This window comes from Pseudomonas sp. YuFO20 (assembly GCF_035064975.1).
Classification (GTDB): Bacteria; Pseudomonadota; Gammaproteobacteria; order Pseudomonadales; family Pseudomonadaceae; genus Aquipseudomonas; species Aquipseudomonas putida_AE.
On record NZ_JAXDEO010000035.1, the window covers coordinates 18,444 to 44,254 of the forward strand.

The window sequence follows — 25,811 nt, forward strand, 5'->3', positions numbered from 1 at the left end:
AACTCCTCAGCTTTGAAAAGGCCCAAAGCGTGCGGTCGTTCACCCACGTGACCATCACTGGAATACCTCAAGTCTGTAACAGGCGCTGATCAAAGCAATCAGCAGCCTGCGACAGACTCCATTTATTCCCGACAGACTTTATTTCATAGCTCAAGCAGGCCAGGCAGGAGATCTACTTTTTCAACAGAATCGACCCAAAGCAGCCGGTCGTGGGCCATACGAATATGCGCAAGTTAGATCTCGTAATCCGATGCGGCCGATTACTGCCCTGACGACTGTAATCGCCCCTCTAATTCGGTTCCCGCCGTGGATCGACGCGTGGTAAGCGTCGCCGATCGAGGAACTAAACGGTTCTGACTGTCAAAGCTTTTTGCCGACGATACAGAATCGTCGTCGCCGTGAACCCGCACACCGCCGCGAACATCAGCCAGTAGGCGGGTGATGCCTTGTCGCCCGTGGCCTGGACAAGCAGCGTCGAGATTGCTGGGGTAAAACCGCCAAACACCGCGGTGGCCAAACTGAAGGCCAGTGAAAACCCGACTACACGCACGTTCTGTGGCATGACTTCGGTCAGTGCCGCGACCATGGCGCCGTTGTAAATGCCAAAGAAGAACGAGAAATACAGCAGAACAGCGAGCAGTCGTTCGAAACTTGCCGCCTCTGCCAGCCAGTGCATGGCGGGATAGGCGGTGAAGATGCACAGCAACGATATCGCCAGCAACAGTGGCCGACGGCCAATGCGGTCGGAGAGGGCGCCGCCGATAGGCAGCCAGATAAAGTTGCTGATGCCGACCAGCAATGTGACCACCAGGCTGTCGGTGGTGCTCAGGTTCAGTACTGTCCTGCCAAACGTCGGTGTGTAGACCGTAATCAGGTAGAACGTGGTGGTGGTCATGGACGCCAGCAATCCGCCCGCCAGTACGGTGCGCCAGTTGTCACGCATCGAGCGAAAAACTTCGCGAGTGGTTGGGCGATGGCTGCGAGCAGTGAAGGCAGCGGTTTCTTCCAGTGAACGGCGAATAATGAAAATGAACGGGATGATCACGCAGCCAATGAAGAACGGAATACGCCAGCCCCAATCGGCGATTTCAGCGGCTAGCATCGTGGCATTGATCGTATAGCCCAACGCGGCCGCGACGACGATCGCCACCTGTTGGCTGGCCGATTGCCAACTGGTGTAGAAACCGGTGTGACCGGGGGTGGAAATTTCCGCCAGGTACACGGAAACACCGCCCATTTCCGCGCCGGCGGAGAAGCCCTGTAGCAGCCTGCCCAACAACACCAGAATCGGTGCCGCCACGCCAATGGCGGCGTAGCCCGGCACCAACGCGATCAATACGGTACCGGCGGCCATGATCGACAGCGTCACGATCAGCCCCTTGCGACGGCCCACCTTGTCGATGTACGCCCCCAGCACGATGGCGCCTAACGGACGCATCAGGAACCCGGAGCCGAATACCGCGAAGGTCATCATCAGCGAGGCAAACTCGCTGGTGGCTGGAAAGAAGGTCTGGGAAATGTAGGTCGCGTAGAAACCGAACAAAAAGAAGTCAAACTGCTCGAGAAAGTTACCGCTGGTGACCCGCAAAATGGCGCCCAATTTGGACCCCTTGGTTCGGGTTGTTGCCGTTGTCGTTTTCATCATGGCTACCGTTATGCTCACTATTGTTTTTGGAATGAGTGCTTTAACCGTCAGTCGCTGCCGGCGTTGATCGGGTTGGGTTGACGTTTCTCGATGGCGTGTTTGAGCAGCGCTGCGCTGCGGAAGATTCCATGGGCGAATTTGCTGTAGGGCATGGTCAGGAAAAACGCCATGACCAGGCCGAGATGAATAGCCAACATCAAGCCCAAGGCGCTGGTTTCACGCAAAGCCAGTAGCGCCAGGCCGCTTGCGCTGACCAGAAACAGCAGCGCGATGAAGCCGCGATCCATGGGTTTTTGGTTCTCATCGCCGTGCGCAGGGTTGCGACGCAGGTTCAGCCAAAGAAGACCCGCCGGGCCGATCAGCAGGCCGATGCCACCGGCAATACCCAACATCACCGGCAAGCTGAAGATCGGATAAGGCGCCGACCACTTCAGCAGATAGTGAAAGAGTGTGGCGACACTGGTGGCGGCGAAGCACAGCATGAAACCGTAAAAGGTGAGGTGGTGGAATCGACGTCGCCACAAGGTGAATTGATCGTCGGCGTTGTTGCACCCTTCGCCATGGCCGCCGTCCAGGTACTTGAGCTTCGCGACGTTGGCCGTAGCCTCCAATGCAGCGGAAGTTTTCAACGGCAGTGGCGCTGCGACCGGTGAAACGTTGCGCCAGAAACGCCGCACACCCATGGTCAGGGCAAGTACCGCAAAGCCGAACACTGAGCCAAACATCAGCGCCAGGGTGTTATGCGGGAAAATCTTGTAGAAGTTGCCACTGGGAATGGCCGTGAACAGGTTGCCCATGAGCATCAGGGTCAGGCATAAAAACAACGCCAGTCCCCCACCGGAAGCCAGCGCCAGGGTCAGGCCGTTGCGCTGATACAACCTGCCCATCACTTGCGGCCAGGCGTATTCGGCGTAAGTATCCAGGCGCACTTTGGCCATGGCTTTGGGTATGTTGACGGCGAATTCGTGTGGGGCGGCGTACTGACAGGCGTGCAGGCACGCGCCGCAGTTATGGCACAAGTTCGCCAGGTAATGGATGTCGGCCTGAGTGAATTCCAGGCGCCGGGTCATCGCCGGAAATACCGCGCAAAAACCCTCGCAATAACGGCAGGCATTGCAGATGGTCATCTGCCGCTGGACTTCACTTTCGTCAAGATTCAACACCGGGATCAACCCGCCCGATGCTTGGGGATCAAACAGTTGCATGTCGAGACTCCGTGTTTACAGATGAAACGCCAAAGCCCACCGAAGCGGCCGCCTGCACGCCAGCGATGCGGCCAAACGCGGTACCGATGGCCATGCCGATGCCAGCGGTGTAGCCCTTGCCCAGAACATTGCCGGCCATCATTTCTCCCGCGACGAACAGGTTGGGGCTCGCTTTGCCGTTGAAATGCACGGCAGCGGTTTCGTCGGTGGCGAGGCCGAGGTAGGTGAACGTGACACCCGGTTTAAGCGGGTAGGCGTAGAAAGGTGGCTTCACCAATGGCCGCGCCCAATGGGTTTTGGCGGGCGTCAGTCCTTGGGTGTGGCAGTCGTCCAACGCCGTGTGATCGAACGTGCCAACGCGGCAGGCGCTGTTGTAGTCCTCGACAGTCTTGACGAATTTTTCTTGAGGCAGCTTCAACTGGCGGGCAAGGTCTTGCAGAGTATTGGCGGTGGTTCCGGGAAAGACCGGCGGCATGAAGCGGCCGATGGCTTGTTGATCGATGATCGAATACGCCTGCTGACCGGGTTGTCCAGCCACCAGACGCCCCCAGATCGCATAACGTTTCGGCCAGAAATCCTCACCTTCGTCGTAGAAGCGTTCGCCATCACGATTGACCACCACACCCAGCGATACGCAGTCGATTCGGGTGCAGATGCCGCCGTCGTAGAGAGGCGCGCGGGCATCAATCGCGACCATGTGTGCTTGCGTTGGATCGCCGATTACATCTGCGCCAAGGTCGAGCATGCGCCGTAGCAAAATGCCGGTGTTGAATCGTGTGCCCCGGATCAGGAAATTGTCCGATGGCCATTCACCGCGTTCGTTCTGACCCCAGGCTTCGCGCAGCCATTCACGGTTGGATTCGAAGCCGCCGGCCGCCAACACGCAGGCCCGGGCTTCAATGCGTTCTGCGGCGAAACGCTGACCATCGACCTCGTGTTCACCCACATGGGCGGCGACGAATTTCCCCTCATCCAACTCGATGTCGGTCACTTGCGTGTTGTATCGAACTTTTACACCCAGGCGCTCGGCGCTGCGGAAATACGCATTGACCAGCGCTTTGCCGCCGCCCATAAAAAATGCATTGGTCCGCGCCACGTGCAGTGCGCCGGACAGCGGTGGCTGAAAATGCACGCCGTGGGAACGCATCCAGTCGCGGCAAGAAGACGATGCCCGAATGGCAATGCGTGCAAGCTTTTCATCCGTGAGACCACCGGTAACCTTCAACAGGTCTTGCCAGTATTCTTCTTCCGGATAGGCATCGATCAGCACGTCCTGCGGTTCGTCGTGCATGCACCGCAGGTTACGGGTGTGTTGGGAATTGCCACCGCGCCAAATTTTCGGAGAGGCCTCCAGCAGCATCACGCTGGCGCCCGCTTCTCGCGCCATCAGAGCGGCGCACAAGGCAGCGTTGCCACCCCCTATGATTAAGACATCGATCATTATCGCTCCTCGATTGGCAAGGAAGCGGGAACGAAGTGCTCCTTGCGAGTGGGGAGAACGATAGGGTGGGGACGGAGTGGCCGAAAGGCTGCTTTTGACGCGGGGTGTTTAGTTTTTCTAAAGGCTTTTTCGTCAGGAGAGACTCTTTTGTCCGGGGTTGAACGAGGATTACGCGTTGACCCCTTCTATCCACGTAGCTCCAGGCCACTGTTTGTCGACGACCAACTGTCGGGCCACATCGACGATGACCAGCCGCGTTGCCAGCGCCGCCGGAGAGAGTTCGTCGTCAGCCAGCGTCGCCAGAAGATTACGCCGGCCCACATGGGGGTCGGCAATCCTGATCAGTGAAAGTCCGGACCCGTCTTTCAATGCAGCGGCCGCCCCCGGTTGTATAGTTGCCGCATGACCGGCCCGGACGGCGTTCATCAAAACAGCAAGACCGTCGACTTCCATAATGACATTGGGTGTTAGCCCGACCCGCTCGAACGCACTCATCAATGCCGAGCGCAATCCATGTTGCGCGCTGGGCATCACCAGCGGCAGGCCGCCGAGGTCGGCTAACTGCACGCTGTCACCAGATGGCGCCTGAGGCAGGCTGGGCGAGGCAATGACAAACAGTTTTTCATCCAGCAGCGGAGTAACGCTCCAGCGTTTACCCCCTTCGAGCTGGAACAGGATGGCCAGGTCAATTTGCCGTGCGTTGAGCTGCGCCGCCAAGTGGCCGGAAAGCATTTCCACCAAATGCAGTTGTATGTCCGGATAACGCGCACGCATTGCGTTGATCAACGGCAACGCGAGCACCGTCGCGGTAGTCGGCGGTAAGCCGACGCTGACATAACCGCTCATTCGCCCGCGATGGGCGGCCATGATTGCGTTTTCCGCTTGGCGTAGCGTCAATTGGGCATGGTGTAAAAACGCAAATCCGGCGCTAGTGGGCGTCACGCCGGTGGAGGTTCGATTCAGGAGGCGGGTGCACAGTTCGATTTCCAGCTTGGAGATTTGCTGACTGAGGGCTGACACACCAACGTCCAGTTCAAGTGCCGCACGCCCCAGGCTGCCCAGCTCGATGATTTTTACGAAATAGCGCAGTTGTCTTAATTCCAATGTGGCTGCTCCCCGCGAATTTGTTATTCAAATACCTGAACGTTTTGCCACGCAAGTTACGAAGCCCGAAGAGGCAGCATTGTCGCAGGTTTGGGTTGACCGTTGAGCACGTGCGCTTTGTCGTAACTGAATGGGTCAACTTGACGGTTCGCACGGGGAGTGTCGATTGACTGCTCCTGGCCGAAGCGGCCTGCTATCGATAGTTCGACTATTCTTCCATGGCGGCGAAACTCACCCCAAAAAGCCTGCGCAACTCCCGGTGCGGTTCCTGATGAAAAGCTGCGACGTAGAAACCAATGTCCATAGTCGCTACGGATTACGTAGGCAGGCCAGCGAAGATTGGTAAACCCCAGTTGATGAGGTTACGCGATGCATCGCATGGTGAGACACGTTCTCTCAGCAACGGCCATCGCAGCTGCGCTCGCCGGCTGCGCCTCCCAGCCTGCGCCAACGCCGAGCCTTGACTACAAGAGCCGCGCCGTGACGCGCAGCGATGGAGGCTTGCGCGTGTCGACCGCCGTACTGTCGGCCGCCGAGAGCGAGGCGGTCTACGGCGTGCCCCTGGCGAATAGATCGATACAGCCAGTCTGGGTCGAAGTCAACAATCAGGAAGATCGCGCCTACTATCTGCTTTCGCCGGGCCTGGATCCAAATTTCTTCCCCACATCCGAGGCGGCCGAAGCATTTTTCTCAGGGACCCCTCAGGACGAGCGGACGGCGCTCGACCGGCACTTTCGTCGGCTGGCCTTGCGCAACCCTATCGCACCTGGCACGACAACCTCGGGCTTCGTGTTGACCAATCTCGACGAGGGGTTCAAGTTCGTTAACCTCGATCTGGTGGCAAACGGGCGGTCGAGGCATTTCTCTGTCCTGGCCCTCGTGCCGGGGCTGCGCGCCGATTACCACATCAGCGAAGTGTTCAGGCAGGGCATCGCGCCCGAAGACATTGTGAATTACACGGATGACGCCAGTTTCCAGGCGGCGCTGGAGGCGCTGCCGTGCTGTGTCACCAACGAGGAGGGTTCCAGCAACGGCGATCCGCTGAACCTGGTGGTCGTCGGCGGGCTCGAAGATGCCTTCCCTGCATTCGCACGTCGCGGCTGGCGTGGGACCGAGGAGAAGTGGTCGGGGTCGATCATGAAAGTGGTCAATTCGGCGCTTTCCGGCGAGCGCTATCCCTATGCGCCAGTGAGCGATCTCTATCTGTTCGGGCGGGCTCAGGACCTTGCCTTGCAAAAGGCGCGTGACAACGTCCACCAGCGCAATCACCTGAGGCTGTGGCTGAGCCCGATGCAATATCACGGCAAGCAGGTGTGGGTCGGACAGATCAGCCGTGATATCGGCAGCCGGATGACCGTGCATACTGCGACGCTGACGACGCACAAGATCGACCCTGACGTCGACGAAGCGCGCAGCGCGCTGACACAGGATATGGCGTATTCGGTGACCCTGGCCAAATTCGGCTTTGTGAAGGGGGTGGGGGCCGCGCCCCAGAGCGCGCCGCGCGAGAACCTGACGACCGATCCTTATTACACGGATGGACTGCGCTGTGTCCTGGTATTCGACCCCACGCACACCTCCCTGGGGCAAATCGAATTCTTTCTATCACAGGGCATCTACGAGAAGGGCGGACAACCACCGGGGCGGGTCAAGCCATGAGCCGCTTGCCGTCGGGGGAGACTCTGCGATGTGCAATACGCTGCTTGCGCACCCTGGGTTGTGCAGCGATGCTTGCACTCGCCGTTGCTTGTTCGACCTGGCAGGCGCCTGCCGATTTCAGTACCTCCGGATTGCGTGAACGTGCGCAGACGGCCACCCATCACGAGATACGCGTCAGCGCCGCCGTGCTCAGTGCCGAAGACAGGCGGCAAATGCTGGGGGTCGAGTTGGACAGGACGCGTGTGCAGCCCGTGTGGGTCGAAGTCCAGAACCGGTCTGCCGAGCCGCTCTTGTTGCTGCGGCCGGGAACCGATCCCGATTATTTCTCGCCACTGGAAGTCGCCTGGTCCATGCACGGGATATTCGCCCCGGCAGCGAACGCGCGCATCAATGCACACCTGGACCAACTGGGGTTCAAGAATCCCGTCATGCCAGGCGAAACGAAAGCGGGCTTGCTGTTCATCAACCCGGAGCGCGTTACGCGGCTGCTGAATATCGATCTGCTGCAGAGAAAGACGCTGATTCCGTTTTCCTTCTTCTTGCGCGTGCCGGACGATGCCGGGGAAAAATGGTTTGCCGAAGGCTTGTTCCAGCATCCAGGTTCCGAGATCAAGGACTATGACGATCTGGCCGCGTTGCGTTCCGCGCTGGAGCGCCTTCCCTGCTGCGCCGCTGACGCGAACGGCAGGGCGAACGGCGATCCGCTCAATGCGATTCTCATCGGCGAGTTTGCCGATATCGCCACCGCATTTGTACGTCGCGGCTACCGGCGTGCCGCGCACCCCGCGGATGCGACCGAGCGTGCATTCGGCCGTATGCCCGATGCCGTGGTTCGCAAGCAATCGCAAGGCGGTGCGCCGGCGACCTGGGTGCGTGTGTGGAAAACGCCTATGCGCTTCGACGGTCTCTCCGTCTATCTCGCGCAGGTCGCACGACCGACCGGCGGACGCTTTGCACCGCGCGAGGCGCAAGCCCTGGTCTTGCATGAGGACGTCGATGAGGCGAGAAATTTGCTGATCCAGGACATGATGTACTCGGCCGGCCTGGACAAGCTCGGGTTCGTCACCGGCGTCGGTCCCGCGTCCCAGGCACAACCGCGAACGACGTTCAGCGGCGCCCATTACTTCAGCGACGGTCTGCGTGCGGTCATGTTCTTTGCGACGCGACCGCTGAGCCTGTCGCAGGTGCAGATGCTCGATTGGGAACCGTATCTGGACTGGCGAGAATCGCCTGCACGCAAGGAGGTCGACAATGCCCGCGAGTAAACTGTTCGGCAGGCCGGATGACTCGGCCGGCCGTTTTTGCGGTGCCTGCCCACTGTTGCGCAGCGCTGGCATGGCATGGTTGATGATCGCTGCCTGCCATGGGCTCACCGCCTGCGCACCCGCGCCGCTGATGGCCTACTCGCCGGACACACCGCCGCTGGTGCTGGTCCCTGCGTCGCAGGCCGGCGTGCAGGACAAGCGGGGGCGCTTTCGCGAGATTTTTTGCTCGATCCTCAATACGCGAGGAAGCGAGATTCCCGATAGCCGCCCTTGCGAGGAGGCACTGACACGCGTCGGCAGCGAACCTGCTGGCACTGGCAAGCCCGTCGATCTCGGTCAATCGAAACGCCGTCTGATCGGCGCTATGGTGGCCGGCGTCGGCTACGAATGCTTCGAGCAATGGCTGCAAGCGCCCGGCAGCGTAGCGGTTCATCTGCGTCAATTCGGCTATGACCTGGTGCAGATGAAGGTCGACGCCTTGTCGAGTTCCGCAAAGAACGCTCGGCAAATACGCGACGCAATCATGGCGATGCCAGCCGAAGCCGGACCGCCGCGCCTCGTCCTGATCGGTTATTCGAAGGGCGCGCCCGACATTCTCGAAGCGATGGTGAATTACCCGGAAATCCGCGGCCGCGTGGCGGCAGTGGTCAGCGCAGCCGGCTCGGTCGGCGGCTCGGCGCTGGCCAACGATGCCGAGCAGTACCAGGCGGACCTGTTGCGACACTTTCCCGGTTCGACCTGCGATTCGGGCGACGGTGGCGCGATCGACAGCCTGCGACCCGCAACGCGCAAGAACTGGCTGGCGCAGCACCGGCTGCCGTCCGAACTGAACTACTATTCGCTCGTTACCTTCCCGCAGCCGGATCACATCTCGGCCATACTGAAATCGAGTTACAACAAGCTGGCGCAGATCGATGCCCGTAACGACAGCCAAGTGATTTTCTACGATCAGATAGTGCCGGGCAGCCGCCTGATGGGCTATATCAACGCCGATCATTGGGCACTGGCAGTGCCGATCGCCCGCACGCATTCGACCCTCGGTTCACTATTGGTGACACAGAATGCCTATCCGCGCGAGGCGCTGGCGGAGGCGATGCTGCGCTTCGTCGAAGAGGATCTGGCGGCATCTGAGCATTTGAGCATTAAGTAAAATAACAACAATGGGTGGAATCACGAGAACGGGAGAGGCGGCACAATATTTGGTGCCTAATCGGCAAGAGTGGTCTGCAGCAAAGCTCATTGGCGAAATCGACAATTAGGAATTAGTATGGATATTCAAGCGTTAAAACAGACCGCAATCGAATTGCGAAAACAACTGGAATTGTATAAGGACAAAGAGCCGGCAGCACTGGCTTTGTACGGGCAAATGGAATATTTGATATCCGCAGCTGAGCGTGGTGAGATCAATACCCAAGTTGAAGCAAGGGATATACCAGGCCATCGCATCATGGATGAGTCAAGCCTTCGGAAATATCGGGAGCTTTCGGATGCTTATAGCAATTTTTATGTTGAACTTATCGAGGGTCGTGGCTCGGACACGCTTAAAATGATAGAGGAAATCATGAAAAAAGTCAGACCGTAAATTAGCTATTTCTCAGTTAAACTTGCACTGATATTCACCAAAAAACAGAATTAATCGGCGATGTGACAACTGCCCTTACTGTTGAGTGGTCAGCAGTACAGCTAATGGGTAACTTTCCGGGCATCCATAAGCAGTGCTTCGCGGCAGTTACTAGCTGACAACCTGTAGATCCATATCTTGCGCAGATCTAGAATGTGTTGGCCTTCCTCGCCGCCGATCCTGGTACGGGTTCCATGACTGAGCACGCAAGTTACCACCACGTTAGTGAAGTTCCCGGCCTCGTGCTGGGCTCGGCGCGCCTGACGGATGCCGGTTTCGATCGCCATTACCACCTCGACTTCCACGTTGGCTTCGTGACCGAAGGCATCCAGCGTCATCGATCCAAAGGCGAGTCGTTTCTGCTGGGGCCGGGCAATGTTGCCCTGATGCCGCCGGGCGAAATCCACGACGGTGTGGCCGAAGGCGGCGGCGCCTACACGCTCAAGACATTCCGTTTGTCCCAGGCGCTGGTCGCGAGCCTCGCAGAGGACATCAGTGGTCGGCCCAGTGAGCTGGAGCTGGCCGGCATGTTGCTCGAAAACACCGGGCTTGCCGGCCACCTGCGCGGCTTGCACGAGGCCATGCAGCAGGCCATCGGCCCTGGCGGTCTCGCGGTGCAGGCGCAATGGCTGACCCTTGTCGAGGGTCTGTTGCGTCAGTCGCGGGTGATCGTGCCCGAGGCGATTTCTGGAGCGCTCTCGCCCCTGCAATGGTCACGCCTCAGGGACTATTGTTTCAGCCACATCGATCAGCGCATTACCCTGGATGACCTCGCCGGTCTTTGCGGGTTGGGCCGGTTTTCGTTCCTCAAGCAGTTCAAACGGACCATCGGCATGACACCGCACGCATGGCTGCTGCGACTGCGTCTTGAACAAGCCTGTGGCCTGCTGTCGCGCAGCGAACTGCCGATCATCGATGTCGCCCACGCGGTCGGGTTTTACGATCAAAGCCACTTCAACCGTGCGTTTCGACACGCATTCGGCGTCGCGCCTTCACGCTACAGGCATTGAGTGTCGGCGTTTCGCTGGCCGTCAATTTTTTACAAGCCTGGGCACTGTCCCTCGCCCTAGGATGCGCAAAACCGGGCGACTCTTCTTCGCCCGTGCAGCCGAGGACAGGTAGATGAACGCTGAATCAAACCAACCGCTCGCATTGAGTTTTGCCAGCGACAACATCGCGGGGGCCTCAAAGGAAGTGGCGCAGGCCATGATCAGGCACAGCACCGGCCAGGCCAGTGCGTACGGCACGGACGAACTCTCCCTAAAGGTCAAGCTCAAGCTCAGCGAGATCTTCGAGCGCGACGTGGAGGTCTTTCTCGTCCCTACCGGCACCGCCGCCAACAGCCTGTGCCTGAGTGCGATGACGCCACCCTGGGGCAACATCTATTGCCATCCCGCCAGCCATATCAACAACGATGAATGCGGCGCCCCCGAGTTCTTTTCCAACGGCGCAAAGCTGATGACCATCGACGGCCCCTCGGCCAAGCTGGATGTCACCCGCCTGCGCGAACGGACAGGTGAAAAGGTTGGAGACGTGCACACGACTCAACCTGCCTGCGTCAGCATTACCCAGGCCACTGAAGTCGGTAGCCTCTACAGCCTGGACGAAATCGCCGCCATCGGTGAGGTGTGTAAGGCAAGCGCCCTGGGGTTCCACATGGACGGTTCGCGGTTCGCCAACGCGTTGGTTGCCCTGGGCTGCTCCCCGGCGCAGATGACGTGGAAAGCCGGGGTGGATGCGCTCTCGTTCGGGGCTACCAAGAATGGTGCGCTGGCCGCCGAAGCGATCGTCCTGTTCAACCCCACGCTTGCCACCGAGATGAGCTATCGCCGCAAGCGCTCCGGCCATCTGCTCTCCAAGATGCGTTTTATATCGGCGCAGATCGATGCGTACCTCACCGACGACCTGTGGCTACGTAACGCACGCCAGGCCAACACAGCCGCCCAGCGCCTGGCCCGTGGGCTGGCGGGTCTGCGAGGCGTTGAAGTCATGGCCGGCGCCGAGGCCAACATCCTGTTTTGCAAGCTGGATTCGGCAATCATCGAAGCCCTGCTGAAGGCCGGGTTCGGGTTCTACCATGATCGCTGGGGGCCAAACATCGTGCGCTTTGTCACCTCGTTCGCGACCACTGCCGAGGATGTCGATCATCTGCTGAGTCAGGTCCGGCGAGTGATCGATACGCTGAGCACGTAAGCGTTTGCCGCGCCGTTAGTGTCGGTCTGGGCATGCTCTGGCTACCGCAGTACATGGCCAAACCGCACCTGGTCAGCGGCGAGCTGCTGCCGCTGTTCAAGGCCTGGCACATGGTGCCGATGCCGATGTACCTGGCCTTCCCGCCGAATCGCCATGTCAGTGCCAAGGTACGGGTTTTTATCGATTGGGTAATGGAATTGATGGCTGAGCATGCGCCGGTGGTTGGTCGGGGTTGATGATGGAGGGGCGATGTAGCTCCACGCATTGCCACCGAAGAACTCAGTCACCTGGAGATCGTCGGTTCAATCATCGTGATGCTCAACAAGGGTGCCAAAGGCCGCCTGGCCGAAGGCGTGGAAGAGGAGGGCGAGCTGTATCGCGCAATCAATGGCGCCGGTAATGACTCGCACATCACCTGTCTGCTGTACGGCGCCGGTGCACCACTGACCAACTCTGCTGGAGTGCCATGGTCGGCAGCTTACGTCGATACCGGTCTCATGTCCGAACCGTCCTGATTGCCGTTGCATCAGGCCTGATGGAGCCTTTAGGCGCTGTTGTCGGCCTCGGCATTTCAACCAGTTTCGCCTTGGGCTACCCCCTCGCTTTAGGCCTTGCAGCAGGGGGCGATGATCTTTGTTGTCTCCCATGAGGTCATACCCGAGACACATCGCTGGCCACCAAACGCCCGCGACGTTGGGGCTGATGCTGGGGTTCGGGGTCATGATGTTTCTCGATACGGCATTGGGCTGACCGCCTTACCCGTTCGAACCGGATAAGGCGCCTGAGAGGGGAAGATTTCAATGCACGAGATTATCAGTGCACAGGATTTGAATATTGACCTGCAAAGCGCCAATGAAGAGGGCTTGTTCAAATGGCTGGTCGCCAGTTTTTTAATGGGCAAAAGGATTCAGGCCCGAATTGCCGCGCAAGCGTATCGAGTGATTGTCGATAAGCATAAGCGTGACACACCGGGCAAGCTCGCCCACAGTACCCATCGGGAACTCGTCGCCATGTTGGGCGAGGCGCATTATGTGCGATATGACGAAACTACCTCTGCGCGTCTGTTGGCCTTGGCTCACAAACTCAACAATGAGTACGCAGGGAAGGTGAGTAATATCGTCAGCGCGAGCGCGGATCGCCGGGACTTTGAGAATCGGCTCATTGCCTTTGAAGGTATTGGTCCCAAGACGGTCGAAATTTTCATGCGCGAGGCGTCACGAGTGATCCTGTGAACGCGCAATAGCGACGAGGGTCAGGCCTGGCAGAGCAAGTCGTTCAAAAAAAGCACCGGAGACAATCTCAACATGGCGAACTTTCTTTCGATCTACCAAGTCGATTAGCTATCAGCCTCATGCGCAACAGTAGAGGGTGCGCAAGCCTTGGCTAGTGGCTCGCGATGGATCCAGAACAAATATTAAAAAATGGTGATCGCGATGAATTGTCTTATTTGTGTCGGTGTCGCACAGCGCATTCAATGCGACGGCCCATGGGAAGAAAGAGACTGTCCGGACTGTGGTCGCTACCGTGTTTCAGATGAGCTCATCCTGGCCTTGATTGATCAGGGGCAGATCTTCGACGTCAGCAAGACGAGGGATATGCTCAATGGCCGGCGTCTGGAGGATGCTATTCCGACAATTGAAATCCATGAGGCGCTACTGGTGCCTTGATAGGGTCGCGCAAGCCATGCCAACGCAAAAAATAACCGTTGAAGGCTTGCAGTTGAATGTTTCAATCCGCGGCCAAGGCTCACCGCTGCTCTTGCTCAACGGCCTGGGTGGTTTGATCCGTACCTTCGATCCCCTGCGCGATGAACTGATGGATTTCAGGACCATTACGCTGGACGTGCCCGGGGTCGGAAAATCGCAAATGCCCCGCTGGCCGATGCGTCTGCCGCGCCCTGCTTTCCCAAGCTGCGCAGTCGGCCCGATGCACGCGGCTATCGTTTCAGCAGAGCTGCCAGCAATGCACTCATATCGCGCCAGTGCGACCCCTCCCAGTAAACCCGTTGGCAGGCGTCGCAGTGCAGGAAGTGCGAATGGAGGGCCGCAATGCGTGGCGGCACCCGTGGCCGAGCCCGTTCCGGGCTGAGCTCGTGCAGCGGCAGGTTGCAGTGAAGGCACAGGCTGAAGGGTCGCGCACAACGCGCCAGGTCGAGGCGCTCGAACAATTCGCGCAGCTGCAGCGATGGTTTAAGGGCATGCACATAACAGCCGTGGCTGATGATTCGGCGCTTGAGCAGGTCGCGGTCGCGCGTCAGCACGATGCGTCCGTGCTGCGCAGCGATCTCGGCGATTTCGCCATCCTCGAAACCATTGTCGTAGAGGGTGTCGAAGCCGCTCATGCGCAGCAGCCGGGCCAGCCCGCCAAGGTGTGCGTCCGCGACGAAGCGCAGCACCCGTAAAGGTTGCGCACGCACCTTGAGCAGCGGGCTGATGTCCAGCGCTTCGAACTTGGGATACACCGCCAGCCGGTCGCTGTCGAGGATCACCCGCTCGAAGCCCACCGACTCGCCGTTCAGCAGCACCAACTCGACCTCGGTGTGCGGTACCCCGAGGGCCTCGATCATGTGCTTGACCGTCGCCCCTCGCGCACACTCGCAGGTAAAGGGTTGCCGCCGCCGTTCGGCGGGCAGGAAATCGTTGAGCTCCTCATAGAAGCGGAAGGTTGCGCTGGTCATGCTCAACAGTATGGCAGGGCTGCAGGCACACAGCCCTGCCAACCGATTCAGCGCAGGTGCACGTAGGTACCCGGCGCAGCCTCGGCAGCGGCATAGGCCCTGTTGCCGAGTTTGCGCGGAGCCTTTTTGTGATCGCCCGAGCGTGCCTGCAGCCAGGCCAGCCAGTGGGGCCACCAGGACCCGGCCTGTTGACTGGCAGTATCCATCCACTCCTGAGCCTCGACGGGCAGGTTGCTGTTGGTCATGAAGCGCGCCTTGGGGTTGCCCGGCGGGTTGAGGATGCTCTGGATATGCCCGCTGTTGGACACCACGAACTCGCCCTTGCCGCCAAACAGATGCATGGAGCGATAGCAGGCGTCCCACGGGGTGATGTGGTCGCTCATGCCTGCGATGCAGTAGAAGTCACTGGTGACCTGGCTGAGGTCTATCGGTGTGCCGCCGACCTCCAGGGCGCCGGCGCGGGCGAACGGGTTGGTCTGGTACATATCGATGAATTCGCCGTGCAGCGTGGCGGGCAGGTTGGTCGTGTCGTTGTTCCAGTAGAGGACATCGAAGGCCGGCGGCTCGTTGCCGAGCAGGTAGTTGTTGATCCAGTAACTCCAGATCAAGTCATTGGGGCGCATCCAGGCAAAGACCTTGGCCAGCTCGCGGCCCTCGAGCACGCCCGCCTGACAGGAACGGCGCTTGGCGGCCGTCAGGGTCTTCTCGTCGGCGAACAGCCCGACCTGGGTGTCGGGGCGGATGTCCAGCATGCTGACCGCCAGGGTAAAGGCATTGATCTTTTTCTCGTCCAGGGCGGCGTAGTGACCCAGCAGCGAGGACAGGGTGCAGCCTCCGGAACAGGCGCCGAAGGTGTTCAGGTCGGCGCTGCCGGTGATCGCAAGCACCGCGTCGATCGCTTCCTTCAGGGCTTCCACGTAGCTGGTCAAACCCCATTCGCGCTGGGCCTTGCCCGGGTTGCGCCAACTGATGGCGAAGGTCTGGATACCGCTGCCGAGCAGAAAACGGATCAGGCTCTTCTCCGGCGTCAGGTCAAACAGGTAGAACTTGTTGATCTGCGGCGGCACCACCAGAAACGGACGCACCTGCACCTGCTCGGTACGGGGCTTGTACTGGATCAACTCCAGCACCTCATTGCGAAACACCACCGCACCTTCGGTGATGCCCAGGTTGTGGCCTACCTCGAACGCCGTCTTGTCCACCTGGCTGGGCATGCCGCCGTTTTCGAGCAGGTCCCGGGTCAGCTGCGAGAAGCCATCGAGGATGCTCTTGCCGCCGGTTTCAAAGAAGCGCTTCAGTGCGACCGGGTTGGCCAGGGTGTTGGTCGGCGCCATCGCATCGGTCAGCAGGCCGATGACGAACTGACCACGCTGAGCGTCCTGTTCGCTGAGGCTGCTGGTGCTGATCCAGTCGTTCATCTCCTGGCACCAGGCCAGGTAAGTCTTCATGTAGCGACGGTAGAGCGGGTTGCGCTGCCAGGTCAGCTCGTCGAAGCGCTTGTCTCCCGCCGCGGGCTTGAGCGGCGAGCGGTCGAGCAATACATTTTTCAGCTCGATACCGAATGCGGCCATGTGCCGAGCGCTGTGCACGGGCTGCTTCAACACTTGTCGCAGGACCATGCGGGCGGTACCGAGCAGGTCGCGCCCGCGAGGGCCGACCGCCGGATTGAGGTTCAACGTTTGCATTGCGGCTTGCTGGGAGAGTTCTTTATTTTTCTTGTTCATTGTGCTGCTCCGGAAAGGCCCCGAAGACGGGCGCCCGGCAGTTAAAGGGCTGCGAGCAAGCCGTGCATCGTAAAAGGCACGGCTGGCCACGCAGATCTTGAGCAGCAGCTTATCGAGGGGGGAATGGCAAACATTTCATTTGACGACAACGCCTTTTCACTTCATGACAATCCATGACCTTTTATCCGCGATTTGCTGAATCGCTCGGGACGACAGGATTCAAGGGCAGGGGATACCTTGTCGTCGACTATTTCCTCGCTGGCAAGTCGGCCCACGATCGCCGCCAGCGTGACGCCAGGATGCATGGCGCAAACGTACACTCCATCGATATCGGGCAGATAGCCGATGATGGGGATGCCATCGACAGGCATTGGCCTGAGTCCAGCCAGGTGATACGCCAGGGACGCGCCCACAATGCCTGCCCCGATGACGACCACTCGCTTGCCTGCGTTATTTTCCATGACAGCTTCCGTTCTGTTGGCCTGATTAAAGTACTGGATCCGGGCTAGTGCTCCAATGTCTTCGCCATGATGATGGTGCGCTCGGATTGGTGAAATTCGTCGCGGATTTTCTTGAAGCCAAGCGCAGCGTAAAAACCTTGCGCAGTGATTGAAGAGGGGACACGCAGGAGGCTGACGCCATCTTTTATGGCGATCGATTGAATCATCGCCATCAACTGTCTTCCGATGCCTTTCCCTTGCCAGGTTGGGTCGACAAACACGCTTCGGACGACGTCCTTATCAAGACTGGCTGTTGCAACGATATGACTGTCGGTTGTTGCTACTAGCACCTGACGCCGGGTCAACAAATCAAGGATCGCCGATGGAGAAAAACTTGACTCCACTTGATCGATGATTGCGGATGAATAGTCCAGGGTATTGGACTCGCGAAGGGTGCCAATGATGATCCGACTGATTGCCAGTGCATCTGCATTCGTTGCGTTTCGTATCAGGAAACTCATTCAGGTGGCTCCTTGCGTGTGATCCCTTGATCGTAAAGAGATGTGGCGTTACTGGCGAGTATGAAAGGCGCCTGATGTATTGCGAACGCTGCATCGATTGGACATTGACTCGTTCAGATGACTGCTTTTGGCCGTTTTTTTTTGTTTGTTATGGACTCCCGATTGTTCCAGTCAGGCAGACCACCCACTGATAGCGCGCCCAACGATGGGCTGTTCACTACTTGCTTGATACGTACAGCTTCACGAGCAGCCGGAAGAATCAAGTGACGCCACCGCTTACATCCGGTGATGTTCCAACAAGAAGTCCACGAACAACCGCACCCGAGCCGGCATTGCCGAGCCGCCTACGAACACCGCATGAATCGGCTCCTGGTCGCCGGGGTTCCAGGCTTCCAGCAGCGGTATCAGGTCACCGCGCTGCAGATCCTCGCTCACGCTGAACTCGCCGATACGCGCAATGCCGGCACCTACTCGCGCGAGTTGTGCCAGCGCTTCACCACTGCTGCATTCGATGTTGCCGCTGACCTTCAGGGAAAACTCTCTTGTGTCACGGATGAACGGCCAGTTGGGTTCGGCACGCCGGAAGTTGAAGCGTAGGCAGTTGTGCCGTAGCAGGTCTTCCGGTTCCTGGGGGATGCCGTGCCGCTGCAGATACTCGGGCGATGCCACCACTACCTGGCCGGTGTTGCCGATCCTGCGCGCGGTCAGCGGGCTGTCGGGCAGATGGCCAAAGCGCACCGCGACGTCGGCCTGGCCGCCGAGAATGTCGACCACTTCGTCGCCGAGGGTGAGGTCGACGACGATGTTCGGGTAGCGGGCGCTGAATGCTGCCACCAAGGGAACGATGGCCAGTCGCCCATGGCCAAGGGCAGCGCTGACCCGCAATCGGCCCCTTGGTACGCCCTGGTCGGCGATGGCTTCTTCAACCTCGGCCATGTCGGCCAGGATACGCCGGGCGCCGCGCAGGAAAGCCTCGCCCTCGGCGGTGAAGGTGATCGCTCGGGTGGTGCGCAACAGCAGGCGCGTGCCAAGACGTTGTTCGGTACGCGCGATGATCCGGCTGACCGCCGAGGGTGTCAGCCCCAATGCACGCGCGGCGGCCGACAGGCTGCCTTCCTGCGCCACGGTGGCGAACACTTCCATTTCACCTGACCTGCCGTTGAAGTCCATTTGTGCCTCTTACGCAAAGGTGATTGCCGAAAATGCTATCTACCGCCTGAAAAGGTTGGATCGTAGCATTGGCGGCATAGATAAGGAGCCTTCCATGCGTATCAATCCACCACTTGTCGCACTCGCCATCGGTGCTTTTGGCATCGGCGTTACCGAGTTCGCCCCCATGGGCATGTTGCCAGGCATCGCTGCGGATCTCGGCGTTTCCATTCCCGCCGCAGGTCTGTTGGTCAGTGCTTACGCCCTGGGCGTACTGCTCGGCGCGCCGCTGATGACCCTGACCACCGGCAGGATTCCCCGGCGCTATCTGCTGATCGGACTCATGGCGATTTTCACCCTGGGTAATCTGATGTCAGCCCTGGCCACCGATTACTACAGCCTCATGGTCGCCAGAGTGGTGACTTCACTGAACCATGGGGCGTTCTTTGGCGTTGGCTCCATCGTCGCCGCCAGCGTCGTCGCTCCGCAGAAACGAGCCGGGGCGGTTGCGGCGATGTTCATGGGCCTTACCCTGGCAACCATCGGCGGTGTGCCGCTGGCCGCCTGGTTTGGCGAACTGTTCGGCTGGCGCACCGCATTCTGGGGTATCACCGGCCTCGGCGTGGTGGCCATGACCGCGTTGTGGTTCGCCCTGCCGAACCTGCCGGCGCCGAAAAGCGTCGGCGTTATGGCCGAAATTCGGGTACTGGGCCGTGGCCCGGTGCTGGGGGCGTTGGCCCTGACCGTCGTCGGCTCGGGGGCAATGTTTACCGTCTTCACCTACATCGCGCCAATCCTCAGCAGCGAGACCCATGCGTCCACCGCCTACATCACCGCCATGCTGGTGCTGTTCGGTGTGGGGTTGACGCTGGGCAACATGTGGGGCGGCAAGGCCGCCGACCGCTCGATAGATCGCACACTGATCGTTTCGCTGAGTGTGCTGATTCTCGTCTTGCTGGCGTTCACCGTGCTGATGCGTTGGCCGCTGCCGGCCGCCGTTGCCATCCTGATATGGGGTATCGCCAGCTTCGCCCTGGTGCCGCCGCTACAGATGCGCGTCATGGAGGCTGCCAAGGACGCGCCCAATCTGGCCTCGGCGGTGAACATCGGTGCCTTCAACCTGGGCAACGCGATTGGTGCGGCGCTGGGTGGAGCGGTGATCAATGCCGGTCTGGGTTATCCGGCGATTTCCCTGGCCGGAGCGGCAGTGGCGGGTCTGGGGCTGCTGATGGTGTTGGCTTTTGCCTGGCGTTCCAGAACGATTGCAGCTGCGGTGGTGTGAGCAGAACCTGCGACGGCTGGCCAAACTTGCATCTCAAGGGCCTCCTTCGACGCGATAGGTGCGCCTGCACGAAGCAAAAAACCTCAAGCTAACCCATTAACAGAGCAGCAAAGGTCAACGAAGGGCCGAGAAACCACTCAATGTGGTGAGTCGGTTCTCCGGTAGAGGTCGTACCTGAGTTCAGGTGAATTGAAAATCCGACTTTTTCAACACAATCGACCCATATGCCGTTCGCCAAAGGAATGCTTTTGGCCGTTGCTTCCTGTCAGGAGCGAGAACAGTCCTTCTTTCACAATGCTCTTCAACATAGGGTTATTTATTGATTCAATTAAGTATTCGCTCTGTTCAGGTCGCCCAGCGTAGTCCGGCGACACTCAAGAGGATCAAGCCAATCCAGACAAGTTTCCAGAACGATACCGTATCACCCAACCAATACATTCCAACGATTGCTGTGCCAGCAGCGCCGATGCCGGTCCAGACCGCATAGGCGGTTCCTACGGGCAGCACCCGCAGCGCCATCGTCAACAAGCACAAACTACCGGCCAACACTACGACCGTGCCGGCCAGCAGCCAGGGTCGTTCAAAGCCGTTTGCAGATTTCAAGCCGACCGCAAAGAAAATCTCCAGAAAGCCGGCAACGATCAGCAGTAACCACGATGTGTTGTAAGTCATTCGATGAAACCTGTATGGGCAAAAAAAGCGAGCCGATAAAGGCTCGCCAAAGTGAGGTAAAAGGTCAGTTGGCCAAAAGTTTGCCGCTGAACAGGCTGATCAGGGTTTTCACCAACAACACGGTAAGTGCCACAGTGAGGAACAGCAGAATCACAGCGGCGATGATCATCAGCACGGTGTTGTCCTGGGCATGTGCATATTTCAGCGCGGCATTGCTCAGGGCAGCGATGGGAAAGCTGATTGCCCACCACGAAGGAGCAAAGGGCACATCGCGTCGGAACACTTTGAAGCTCAACACCACGAACAGGAACAGGCCGAAGTAGAACAACACGCTGGCAAATCGGTCGATCTCGCCGAACACGTTGGTGTACGCCAGGAAACCGACTTCAAACGGTGCAATCAGGACCATCAGCGAAGGCACCATGCCTTTGGCCAGAGTTGCCTCATGCACCAGTCGCGAAAAGATCCGGGTAAAGAAAACCAGCGCCAGCACCGCACCCACGGCGAGCGCAAACTTGTTGAACTCAGCAGCCCAAGCCATAGGCATGTGCGCTCCGGTTACCGCGATATCGAGGGTGGCAACACCTGGAATCAGCCAGGCAGGTACGGCATTTAACGAATCCTGGTTACCCGACAACAGGCGGGAAACTACGAGGCCCGCGAGCAACACTGTCAGTGCGCTTCCCAGTATCCATAGAGCCTGTCCGAGCAATTCATTGTAGGGCGCCGCGACTGCCGAAAGCAGCAACACTGCAATGGTGAAGGTGCCAAAAAAGTTGCTGGCAATCGGATGGTTGAACTCGGCCCTTACCGCTTCTGGATGTTTCACCCATTTGGTCAGGTAACCCAAGGTCAGCAGCACGAATACCAGGCCGCCCAGCGCGCCAATCGCTTCACCCAACACGCCACCGACGCCGTAATACTGATCACTCAAGCGCCATGCCAGGCCCAGGCCGGCCAAGCCCATGACAGAGCCGAACAGATTAATAGGCAAGTTTTTGATGGACGTCGTGCCGGTTTGTACCGATTGAGCTGCAGCGACGGGGGGGGTATATGCAGTGTTCATGGCAGTCTCTCGTTTGACTGAATTTGCTGTTGGAGCTATTTTCAGCCAAACAACCGCTGGCTGAAATAGTCATAAAGCGACGTATTCAGCCAATGATTCGACGAGGACAGACATCATGCGCATAACCCTCCTGGCATTCCCCCGCGTGCAACTGCTGGACGTCGTCGGACCTGCCGACGTCTTCGCCGAAGCAGCCAGGCAACTGGGCAATCCACGCGCTTATCGGGTCGAAGTCATCGGTACCTGCAGAGGGTTGATCAAAGGCTCAAGTGGTTTGAAGCTTGGCATCGACGAAACCTTCGAAACTTACAAAGGCAAGATCGACACCTTGCTCGTGGCCGGCAGCCCACACATCGTCGAAATTGCGCATGACCCTGTGTTGCAAGATTGGCTACGCCGACAGGCGAAATCCGTACGTCGTATCGGCTCCGTCTGTAGTGGTGCATTCTTGCTTGCCGCCGCTGGGCTGCTCGACGGACGCCGTGTCACCACTCACTGGAATTCCAGCGCAAAGCTGGCCAGAGAACACCCACAAATCCACGTCGATCCGGACAGCATCTTTATCAAGGATGGCAACGTCTACACCTCGGCGGGTGTGACGGCAGGCATGGATCTTGCGCTGGCGCTGGTTGAAGAGGACCACGGCAGAGAACTGGCGCTCAGCGTTGCCCGTGAAATGGTGATGTTCTTCAAGCGACCTGGCGGGCAATCGCAGTTCAGCGCGCAACTGGCAGCGCAAACCGCCGAACGTAGCGTGATCAGAGACGTGCAGGATTATGTGGTGGAGCACCTGAAGGCCGACTTGAGCGTTCCCATCCTGGCCAGCCGCGCCGGTATGAGCGAGCGCAACTTCTCCCGAACTTTCAAGGCCGAAGCCGGCTCGACCCCGGCGGAATTTGTCGAACTGGCGCGCATTGATGCGGCCAGACGGCTGATCGAAGACTCGAACGTATCACTCAAACGCTTGGCCGATACAGTCGGCTATGCCAATACGGATGGGTTCAGAAGGGCATTTATGCGGCGTCTCGGAGTGGGACCAAGTGATTATCGAAAGCGTTTTTCATCGGTGTGATGTTACTTCAGCGTCCGCTTTTGGCCGATTGTGTTGAAAAAGTCGATGTTGATATCCTCAACGGTTCTCGTGGACTGACTCTGGATAGATGCTCATGTTGACTGGCTTGAATCATTTTACGTTGGCGGTTGTGAACCTCTCTCGCAGCATTGAGTTTTATGTGGCGCTACCCGGGTTTAGATTGGCTGCCCGCTGGGAGACGGGGGCTTATCTTTCCCTCGGTGATCTCTGGCTTTGTCTGTCTCTCGATGAGAGCCGTGTGGCGGAAAAACAGCCTGATTACACCCACTATGCGTTTTCGGTGGGGCAGGATGATTTTGAAGAAGTCACCGCTTACTTGCGGCTTCGTAACGTTATTGAGTGGAAATCCAATTCGAGCGAAGGTAACTCATTTTATTTTTCGGATCCCGATGGGCATCGTCTGGAAGTGCATGTAGGCAGCCTCGCTTCAAGGCTTGAGCAATGTCGGCGCCATCCGTATGCAGGTATGGAGTTTTTTGACTGACCGGTTTCGTCTGATTTTATTGAAAAAGTAGCTCTGCTATCTGGCCTGCGGCAAAATCTCTACATTGGCCAGCAGGGAAGCACGCAGCATGATGGGACAGTTTTCGAGTGGGCAGGAGCGGCTGTTTTACTCGTTCAACCTTGAAGATCACATTCCAGCCAATCACCTTCTACGCAGCATTGATCGGTGTCTCGATCTGAGCGACCTGCGCCATTACCTCGCCGATTTCTATAGCCCGATCCACGAATTATCTGATCGATACCAAGCACGGCGTGATCATGGATGTCGAGCCCACACCGGCTCATCGAACCGCAGAAGTCGAGAGCACCAAGACGATGATCGATCGGGTCGAAGCGCAGTTCGACATCAAGTCAGAGCGCCTCATTGGCGACACCGCTTACGGTACCGCGCCGATGCTGGCCTGATGAGTTCACGCTGGCGGCCGCGGTACAGAACCTGCGACGGCTTGCCAAACTTGCATCTCAAGGGCCACCTTCTACGGGATAGGTGCGCCTGCACGAAGCAAAAAACCTCAAACTAACCCATTAACAGAGCAGCAAAGGTCAACGAAGGGCCGAGAAACCACTCAATGTGGTGAGTCGGTTCTCCGGTAGTGGTCGTACCTGAGTTCAGGTGAATTGAAAATCCGACTTTTTCAACACAATCGACCCATTGCAGTCGCAGGCAGCCCTCATTAATGATATCGGACACACAACAGTAGTTTTCTGACTGTTCGCCTTTAGCTCGCAAGGGGGATGCCGGCTTATTGTGATCTACACTCCTTGGGCGTGTGGATGGGGGCATGCCAGTCGATCAGTAAAAACCTTGTCTGGCTATCGTGTATCAGGCGAGTTCGACAACGCCTAAATTCAAGCCCTGACCGCCAACACGACTTGGCGCTGCTGAGAAAAATCCAAGAGCGTTTCATGTGTCATGCCTGGTATCTAACCGTCGGCATGAAAACTCACGACGCCAGCTTGCACTAAACCAACGAGGTGAAAATGAACAGGAAGTCAAACCGGGGCTGGACGATGGCTGCGGCACTCGTCGTAGTGGGTTCAACGGTATTTGCTGGGTGTGCGAGCAAGAACGATCCGATCACACAGGCAAACAAGGCCGATGTGTCCAAGGGCGTACCCGCACCAAGTCTCGAGCAGACCAAGGCGATCGCCGAGGAAGGTTTCATCTACGGCTTGCCGCTGGTGATGAACTACGCCGTGATGCACGAATATGCCGTCGACAAGGGCGGCCCGCAATACAAGGCGCCGTTCAACCAGATCAAGAACGAGCCTCGCGTCTTCACCTACCAAGATACGGCCATCATCACTCCGAACAGCGACACCCCGTACTCATTTGTCTGGCTGGACCTGCGCGCGGAGCCGATGGTTATCTCGGTGCCGGCAGTGGACAAGCGGCGTTACTACTCGGTGCAGATGATCGACGGCAACACTTACAACTACGGTTACATCGGCAGCCGTGCCACCGGCAACGAAGCGGGCGACTACATGGTGGTCGGTCCCGATTGGAAAGGCGCGCCCCCTCCCGGTATCAAAAAAGTCTTCACCTCGACCACCCCCTTTGCCGTGAGCGCCATTCGGACTCAGCTCTACAATGCCAAGGACATGCCGAATGTCGAGAAGGTGCAAGCGGGCTATAAGGTCCAGCCGCTCTCCGCCTTCCTCCATCAACCCGCGCCGCCCACTGCGCCGAAGATTGATTTCGTGCCGGCTACGACGGAAGGCATCAAGGCCAACTTCTACGAGTACTTGTCGGCCGCGATGGAGTATGTGCCGCCATCGGCCGACGACCAGGAGATCCGGGCCAAGCTGGCGAGCATTGGGGTGGGACCTGGTCGCACCTTCGAATTCAAGGACCTCTCGCTCGAGCACAAGGCCGTGGTCCTGCTCGGGATGAAGGCCGGTGACGAGAAGGTCGACAAGTTCCTCGCGAGCGGGACGAAGATAATCAACGGCTGGAACGTAGGCGCGTACTTCGGCGACCAAACGTTCTACAAGGCTGACTGGCTGAAGCGTGCTGGTGCTGCGAAAGGCGGCCTTTACGGCAACGACGCCGTCGAGGCGATGTATCCCAACACGCGCACCGATGGCACCGGCCATACGCTGGATACCAGCAAGCGCAAGTACACGCTGACTTTCCCGGCCGGCAAACTGCCGCCAGTCAATGCCTTCTGGTCAGTGACCATGTACGACGGCAAGAGCCAGCTGCTGGTCAAGAATCCGCTCAACCGTTACCTGATCAATTCGCCGATGCTGTCGGCGATGAAGAAAAACACGGATGGTTCACTGACGCTGTACATCCAGAAAGACTCCCCCGGCAAGGCCAAGGAGGCAAACTGGTTGCCCGCGCCTGACGACACCGTCTTTCTGGTAATGCGCCTCTATTGGCCAAAGACCGCCCCCCCTTCGATTCTTCCCGCTGGCGAAGGCAGCTGGCAGCCACCGGCGCTGGTGGTATCGAAGTAGTGCGACCCATTGCTGACACGTAGGTCGGTGTCGGCCAGTGCTACCTTTTTTGCCAATAGCAGCCGATCATGAAGGGCTGCTATTGGT

23 protein-coding genes and 4 pseudogenes are annotated in these 25,811 nt (G+C 58.6%); 16 read left to right on the forward strand and 11 right to left on the reverse strand.

What is annotated here, in order from left to right:
* Positions 1-343: 343 nt before the first annotated feature.
* The 4 genes from SOP85_RS19715 to SOP85_RS19730 form a co-directional block, all read right to left on the reverse strand.
* Positions 344-1,645, reverse strand: a complete 1,302-nt coding sequence (locus tag SOP85_RS19715; protein ID WP_323627962.1) for an MFS transporter — start codon at positions 1,643-1,645, stop codon at positions 344-346.
* Between the two features lie 47 nt (positions 1,646-1,692).
* Positions 1,693-2,850 carry a tricarballylate utilization 4Fe-4S protein TcuB gene (tcuB, locus tag SOP85_RS19720; RefSeq protein ID WP_323627963.1) on the reverse strand — a complete coding sequence of 386 codons (1,158 nt, stop codon included), beginning with the start codon at positions 2,848-2,850 and terminating at the stop codon, positions 1,693-1,695.
* Positions 2,837-4,291: an FAD-dependent tricarballylate dehydrogenase TcuA gene (gene tcuA, locus SOP85_RS19725; protein ID WP_323627965.1), complete on the reverse strand. Its 1,455-nt coding sequence runs from the start codon at positions 4,289-4,291 to the stop codon at positions 2,837-2,839. Before tcuA ends, tcuB begins: the two co-directional genes overlap by 14 nt.
* Before the next feature lie 168 nt (positions 4,292-4,459).
* Positions 4,460-5,395 (reverse strand): LysR family transcriptional regulator, encoded by a 936-nt coding sequence (locus SOP85_RS19730; protein WP_323627966.1) that lies wholly within the window; start codon positions 5,393-5,395, stop codon positions 4,460-4,462.
* A gap of 369 nt (positions 5,396-5,764) precedes the next feature.
* On the opposite strand from SOP85_RS19730, the gene SOP85_RS19735 reads away from it, so the two are divergent.
* The 11 genes and pseudogenes from SOP85_RS19735 (at position 5,765) to SOP85_RS19785 (ending at position 13,800) form a co-directional block, all read left to right on the forward strand.
* Positions 5,765-7,054, forward strand: coding sequence for an LssY C-terminal domain-containing protein (locus SOP85_RS19735; RefSeq protein WP_323627968.1), 1,290 nt, complete (start codon positions 5,765-5,767; stop codon positions 7,052-7,054).
* 68 nt (positions 7,055-7,122) lie between these two features.
* Positions 7,123-8,319 (forward strand): LssY C-terminal domain-containing protein, encoded by a 1,197-nt coding sequence (locus tag SOP85_RS19740; RefSeq protein ID WP_323627969.1) that lies wholly within the window; start codon positions 7,123-7,125, stop codon positions 8,317-8,319.
* The gene (locus SOP85_RS19745; RefSeq protein WP_323627970.1) at positions 8,306-9,469 is read left to right on the forward strand and encodes a hypothetical protein; all 1,164 of its coding nucleotides are present in this window, start codon (positions 8,306-8,308) and stop codon (positions 9,467-9,469) included. The genes SOP85_RS19740 and SOP85_RS19745 overlap by 14 nt, the downstream gene beginning before the upstream one ends.
* 117 nt (positions 9,470-9,586) lie before the next feature.
* The gene (locus SOP85_RS19750; RefSeq protein WP_274076447.1) at positions 9,587-9,901 is read left to right on the forward strand and encodes a hypothetical protein; all 315 of its coding nucleotides are present in this window, start codon (positions 9,587-9,589) and stop codon (positions 9,899-9,901) included.
* Between the two features lie 233 nt (positions 9,902-10,134).
* The gene (locus SOP85_RS19755) at positions 10,135-10,950 is read left to right on the forward strand and encodes an AraC family transcriptional regulator (protein ID WP_274076448.1); all 816 of its coding nucleotides are present in this window, start codon (positions 10,135-10,137) and stop codon (positions 10,948-10,950) included.
* A 112-nt stretch (positions 10,951-11,062) separates the two neighbouring features.
* Positions 11,063-12,133 (forward strand): threonine aldolase family protein, encoded by a 1,071-nt coding sequence (locus SOP85_RS19760; protein WP_323627971.1) that lies wholly within the window; start codon positions 11,063-11,065, stop codon positions 12,131-12,133.
* Positions 12,025-12,369 (forward strand): LysR substrate-binding domain-containing protein, encoded by a 345-nt coding sequence (locus SOP85_RS19765; protein WP_323628005.1) that lies wholly within the window; start codon positions 12,025-12,027, stop codon positions 12,367-12,369. The genes SOP85_RS19760 and SOP85_RS19765 overlap by 109 nt, the downstream gene beginning before the upstream one ends.
* 21 nt (positions 12,370-12,390) lie before the next feature.
* Positions 12,391-12,645 (forward strand): annotated as a pseudogene (locus tag SOP85_RS31425) (manganese catalase family protein); the annotation flags it as partial.
* A 5-nt stretch (positions 12,646-12,650) separates the two neighbouring features.
* Positions 12,651-12,883: pseudogene (locus SOP85_RS19775) on the forward strand (ZIP family metal transporter); the annotation flags it as partial.
* A gap of 50 nt (positions 12,884-12,933) precedes the next feature.
* Positions 12,934-13,365, forward strand: coding sequence for a DNA methylase (locus SOP85_RS19780; RefSeq protein WP_274076451.1), 432 nt, complete (start codon positions 12,934-12,936; stop codon positions 13,363-13,365).
* 201 nt (positions 13,366-13,566) lie between these two features.
* A complete protein-coding gene (locus tag SOP85_RS19785) occupies positions 13,567-13,800 on the forward strand; it encodes a hypothetical protein (protein ID WP_323627972.1) in 234 nt (77 codons plus the stop codon).
* Positions 13,801-14,069: 269 nt separating this feature from the next.
* Here the strand turns inward: SOP85_RS19785 and SOP85_RS19790 are convergent, their stop codons facing one another.
* The 5 genes and pseudogenes from SOP85_RS19790 to SOP85_RS19810 all read right to left on the reverse strand — a co-directional run bounded on the left by SOP85_RS19790 (position 14,070) and on the right by SOP85_RS19810 (position 18,665).
* Complete coding sequence (locus SOP85_RS19790; protein ID WP_323627973.1) at positions 14,070-14,810, reverse strand: Mut7-C RNAse domain-containing protein; 741 nt, start codon at positions 14,808-14,810, stop codon at positions 14,070-14,072.
* 47 nt (positions 14,811-14,857) lie between these two features.
* A complete protein-coding gene (gene phaC / locus SOP85_RS19795; RefSeq protein ID WP_323627974.1) occupies positions 14,858-16,534 on the reverse strand; it encodes a class II poly(R)-hydroxyalkanoic acid synthase in 1,677 nt (558 codons plus the stop codon).
* Between the two features lie 161 nt (positions 16,535-16,695).
* A pseudogene (locus SOP85_RS19800) lies at positions 16,696-16,920 on the reverse strand (FAD-dependent oxidoreductase); the annotation flags it as partial.
* Between the two features lie 119 nt (positions 16,921-17,039).
* On the reverse strand, positions 17,040-17,495 hold the full coding sequence (locus tag SOP85_RS19805) for a GNAT family N-acetyltransferase (protein ID WP_323627975.1): 456 nt from the start codon (positions 17,493-17,495) through the stop codon (positions 17,040-17,042).
* 276 nt (positions 17,496-17,771) lie between these two features.
* Positions 17,772-18,665, reverse strand: coding sequence for a LysR family transcriptional regulator (locus SOP85_RS19810; protein WP_274076456.1), 894 nt, complete (start codon positions 18,663-18,665; stop codon positions 17,772-17,774).
* A gap of 94 nt (positions 18,666-18,759) precedes the next feature.
* On the opposite strand from SOP85_RS19810, the gene SOP85_RS19815 reads away from it, so the two are divergent.
* The gene (locus SOP85_RS19815; protein ID WP_274076457.1) at positions 18,760-19,926 is read left to right on the forward strand and encodes an MFS transporter; all 1,167 of its coding nucleotides are present in this window, start codon (positions 18,760-18,762) and stop codon (positions 19,924-19,926) included.
* Positions 19,927-20,271: 345 nt separating this feature from the next.
* On the opposite strand, the gene SOP85_RS19820 is transcribed toward SOP85_RS19815, so the two are convergent.
* Both SOP85_RS19820 and SOP85_RS19825 read right to left on the reverse strand, forming a co-directional pair.
* Positions 20,272-20,598 carry a DMT family transporter gene (locus SOP85_RS19820; protein WP_323627978.1) on the reverse strand — a complete coding sequence of 109 codons (327 nt, stop codon included), beginning with the start codon at positions 20,596-20,598 and terminating at the stop codon, positions 20,272-20,274.
* Between the two features lie 64 nt (positions 20,599-20,662).
* Positions 20,663-21,664, reverse strand: coding sequence for an SLAC1 anion channel family protein (locus SOP85_RS19825; RefSeq protein ID WP_323627979.1), 1,002 nt, complete (start codon positions 21,662-21,664; stop codon positions 20,663-20,665).
* A 115-nt stretch (positions 21,665-21,779) separates the two neighbouring features.
* Here SOP85_RS19825 and SOP85_RS19830 point away from each other — a divergent pair, with 115 nt between their 5' ends.
* The 4 genes and pseudogenes from SOP85_RS19830 to SOP85_RS19845 all read left to right on the forward strand — a co-directional run bounded on the left by SOP85_RS19830 (position 21,780) and on the right by SOP85_RS19845 (position 25,724).
* Complete coding sequence (locus tag SOP85_RS19830) at positions 21,780-22,736, forward strand: GlxA family transcriptional regulator (protein ID WP_323627980.1); 957 nt, start codon at positions 21,780-21,782, stop codon at positions 22,734-22,736.
* 94 nt (positions 22,737-22,830) lie between these two features.
* Positions 22,831-23,241 (forward strand): fosfomycin resistance glutathione transferase, encoded by a 411-nt coding sequence (fos, locus tag SOP85_RS19835; protein ID WP_077182601.1) that lies wholly within the window; start codon positions 22,831-22,833, stop codon positions 23,239-23,241.
* A 230-nt stretch (positions 23,242-23,471) separates the two neighbouring features.
* Positions 23,472-23,663: pseudogene (locus SOP85_RS31430) on the forward strand (IS5/IS1182 family transposase); the annotation flags it as partial.
* Between the two features lie 609 nt (positions 23,664-24,272).
* Positions 24,273-25,724, forward strand: coding sequence for a DUF1254 domain-containing protein (locus SOP85_RS19845; protein WP_323628006.1), 1,452 nt, complete (start codon positions 24,273-24,275; stop codon positions 25,722-25,724).
* Positions 25,725-25,811 lie beyond the last annotated feature (87 nt).

What these genes read in the sequence shown, in the direction of transcription:
- SOP85_RS19715 (WP_323627962.1), bottom strand. Translation starts at nt 1,645, where the DNA reads ATGATGAAAACGACAACGGCAACAACCCGAACCAAGGGGTCCAAATTG.
- tcuB (WP_323627963.1), bottom strand. Translation starts at nt 2,850, where the DNA reads ATGCAACTGTTTGATCCCCAAGCATCGGGCGGGTTGATCCCGGTGTTG.
- tcuA (WP_323627965.1), bottom strand. Translation starts at nt 4,291, where the DNA reads ATGATCGATGTCTTAATCATAGGGGGTGGCAACGCTGCCTTGTGCGCC.
- SOP85_RS19735 (WP_323627968.1), top strand. Translation starts at nt 5,765, where the DNA reads ATGCATCGCATGGTGAGACACGTTCTCTCAGCAACGGCCATCGCAGCT.
- SOP85_RS19740 (WP_323627969.1), top strand. Translation starts at nt 7,123, where the DNA reads ATGCTTGCACTCGCCGTTGCTTGTTCGACCTGGCAGGCGCCTGCCGAT.
- SOP85_RS19745 (WP_323627970.1), top strand. Translation starts at nt 8,306, where the DNA reads ATGCCCGCGAGTAAACTGTTCGGCAGGCCGGATGACTCGGCCGGCCGT.
- SOP85_RS19750 (WP_274076447.1), top strand. Translation starts at nt 9,587, where the DNA reads ATGGATATTCAAGCGTTAAAACAGACCGCAATCGAATTGCGAAAACAA.
- SOP85_RS19755 (WP_274076448.1), top strand. Translation starts at nt 10,135, where the DNA reads ATGACTGAGCACGCAAGTTACCACCACGTTAGTGAAGTTCCCGGCCTC.
- SOP85_RS19760 (WP_323627971.1), top strand. Translation starts at nt 11,063, where the DNA reads ATGAACGCTGAATCAAACCAACCGCTCGCATTGAGTTTTGCCAGCGAC.
- SOP85_RS19780 (WP_274076451.1), top strand. Translation starts at nt 12,934, where the DNA reads ATGCACGAGATTATCAGTGCACAGGATTTGAATATTGACCTGCAAAGC.
- SOP85_RS19785 (WP_323627972.1), top strand. Translation starts at nt 13,567, where the DNA reads ATGAATTGTCTTATTTGTGTCGGTGTCGCACAGCGCATTCAATGCGAC.
- SOP85_RS19790 (WP_323627973.1), bottom strand. Translation starts at nt 14,810, where the DNA reads ATGACCAGCGCAACCTTCCGCTTCTATGAGGAGCTCAACGATTTCCTG.
- phaC (WP_323627974.1), bottom strand. Translation starts at nt 16,534, where the DNA reads ATGAACAAGAAAAATAAAGAACTCTCCCAGCAAGCCGCAATGCAAACG.
- SOP85_RS19805 (WP_323627975.1), bottom strand. Translation starts at nt 17,495, where the DNA reads ATGAGTTTCCTGATACGAAACGCAACGAATGCAGATGCACTGGCAATC.
- SOP85_RS19810 (WP_274076456.1), bottom strand. Translation starts at nt 18,665, where the DNA reads ATGGACTTCAACGGCAGGTCAGGTGAAATGGAAGTGTTCGCCACCGTG.
- SOP85_RS19815 (WP_274076457.1), top strand. Translation starts at nt 18,760, where the DNA reads ATGCGTATCAATCCACCACTTGTCGCACTCGCCATCGGTGCTTTTGGC.
- SOP85_RS19820 (WP_323627978.1), bottom strand. Translation starts at nt 20,598, where the DNA reads ATGACTTACAACACATCGTGGTTACTGCTGATCGTTGCCGGCTTTCTG.
- SOP85_RS19825 (WP_323627979.1), bottom strand. Translation starts at nt 21,664, where the DNA reads ATGAACACTGCATATACCCCCCCCGTCGCTGCAGCTCAATCGGTACAA.
- SOP85_RS19830 (WP_323627980.1), top strand. Translation starts at nt 21,780, where the DNA reads ATGCGCATAACCCTCCTGGCATTCCCCCGCGTGCAACTGCTGGACGTC.
- fos (WP_077182601.1), top strand. Translation starts at nt 22,831, where the DNA reads ATGTTGACTGGCTTGAATCATTTTACGTTGGCGGTTGTGAACCTCTCT.
- SOP85_RS19845 (WP_323628006.1), top strand. Translation starts at nt 24,273, where the DNA reads ATGGCTGCGGCACTCGTCGTAGTGGGTTCAACGGTATTTGCTGGGTGT.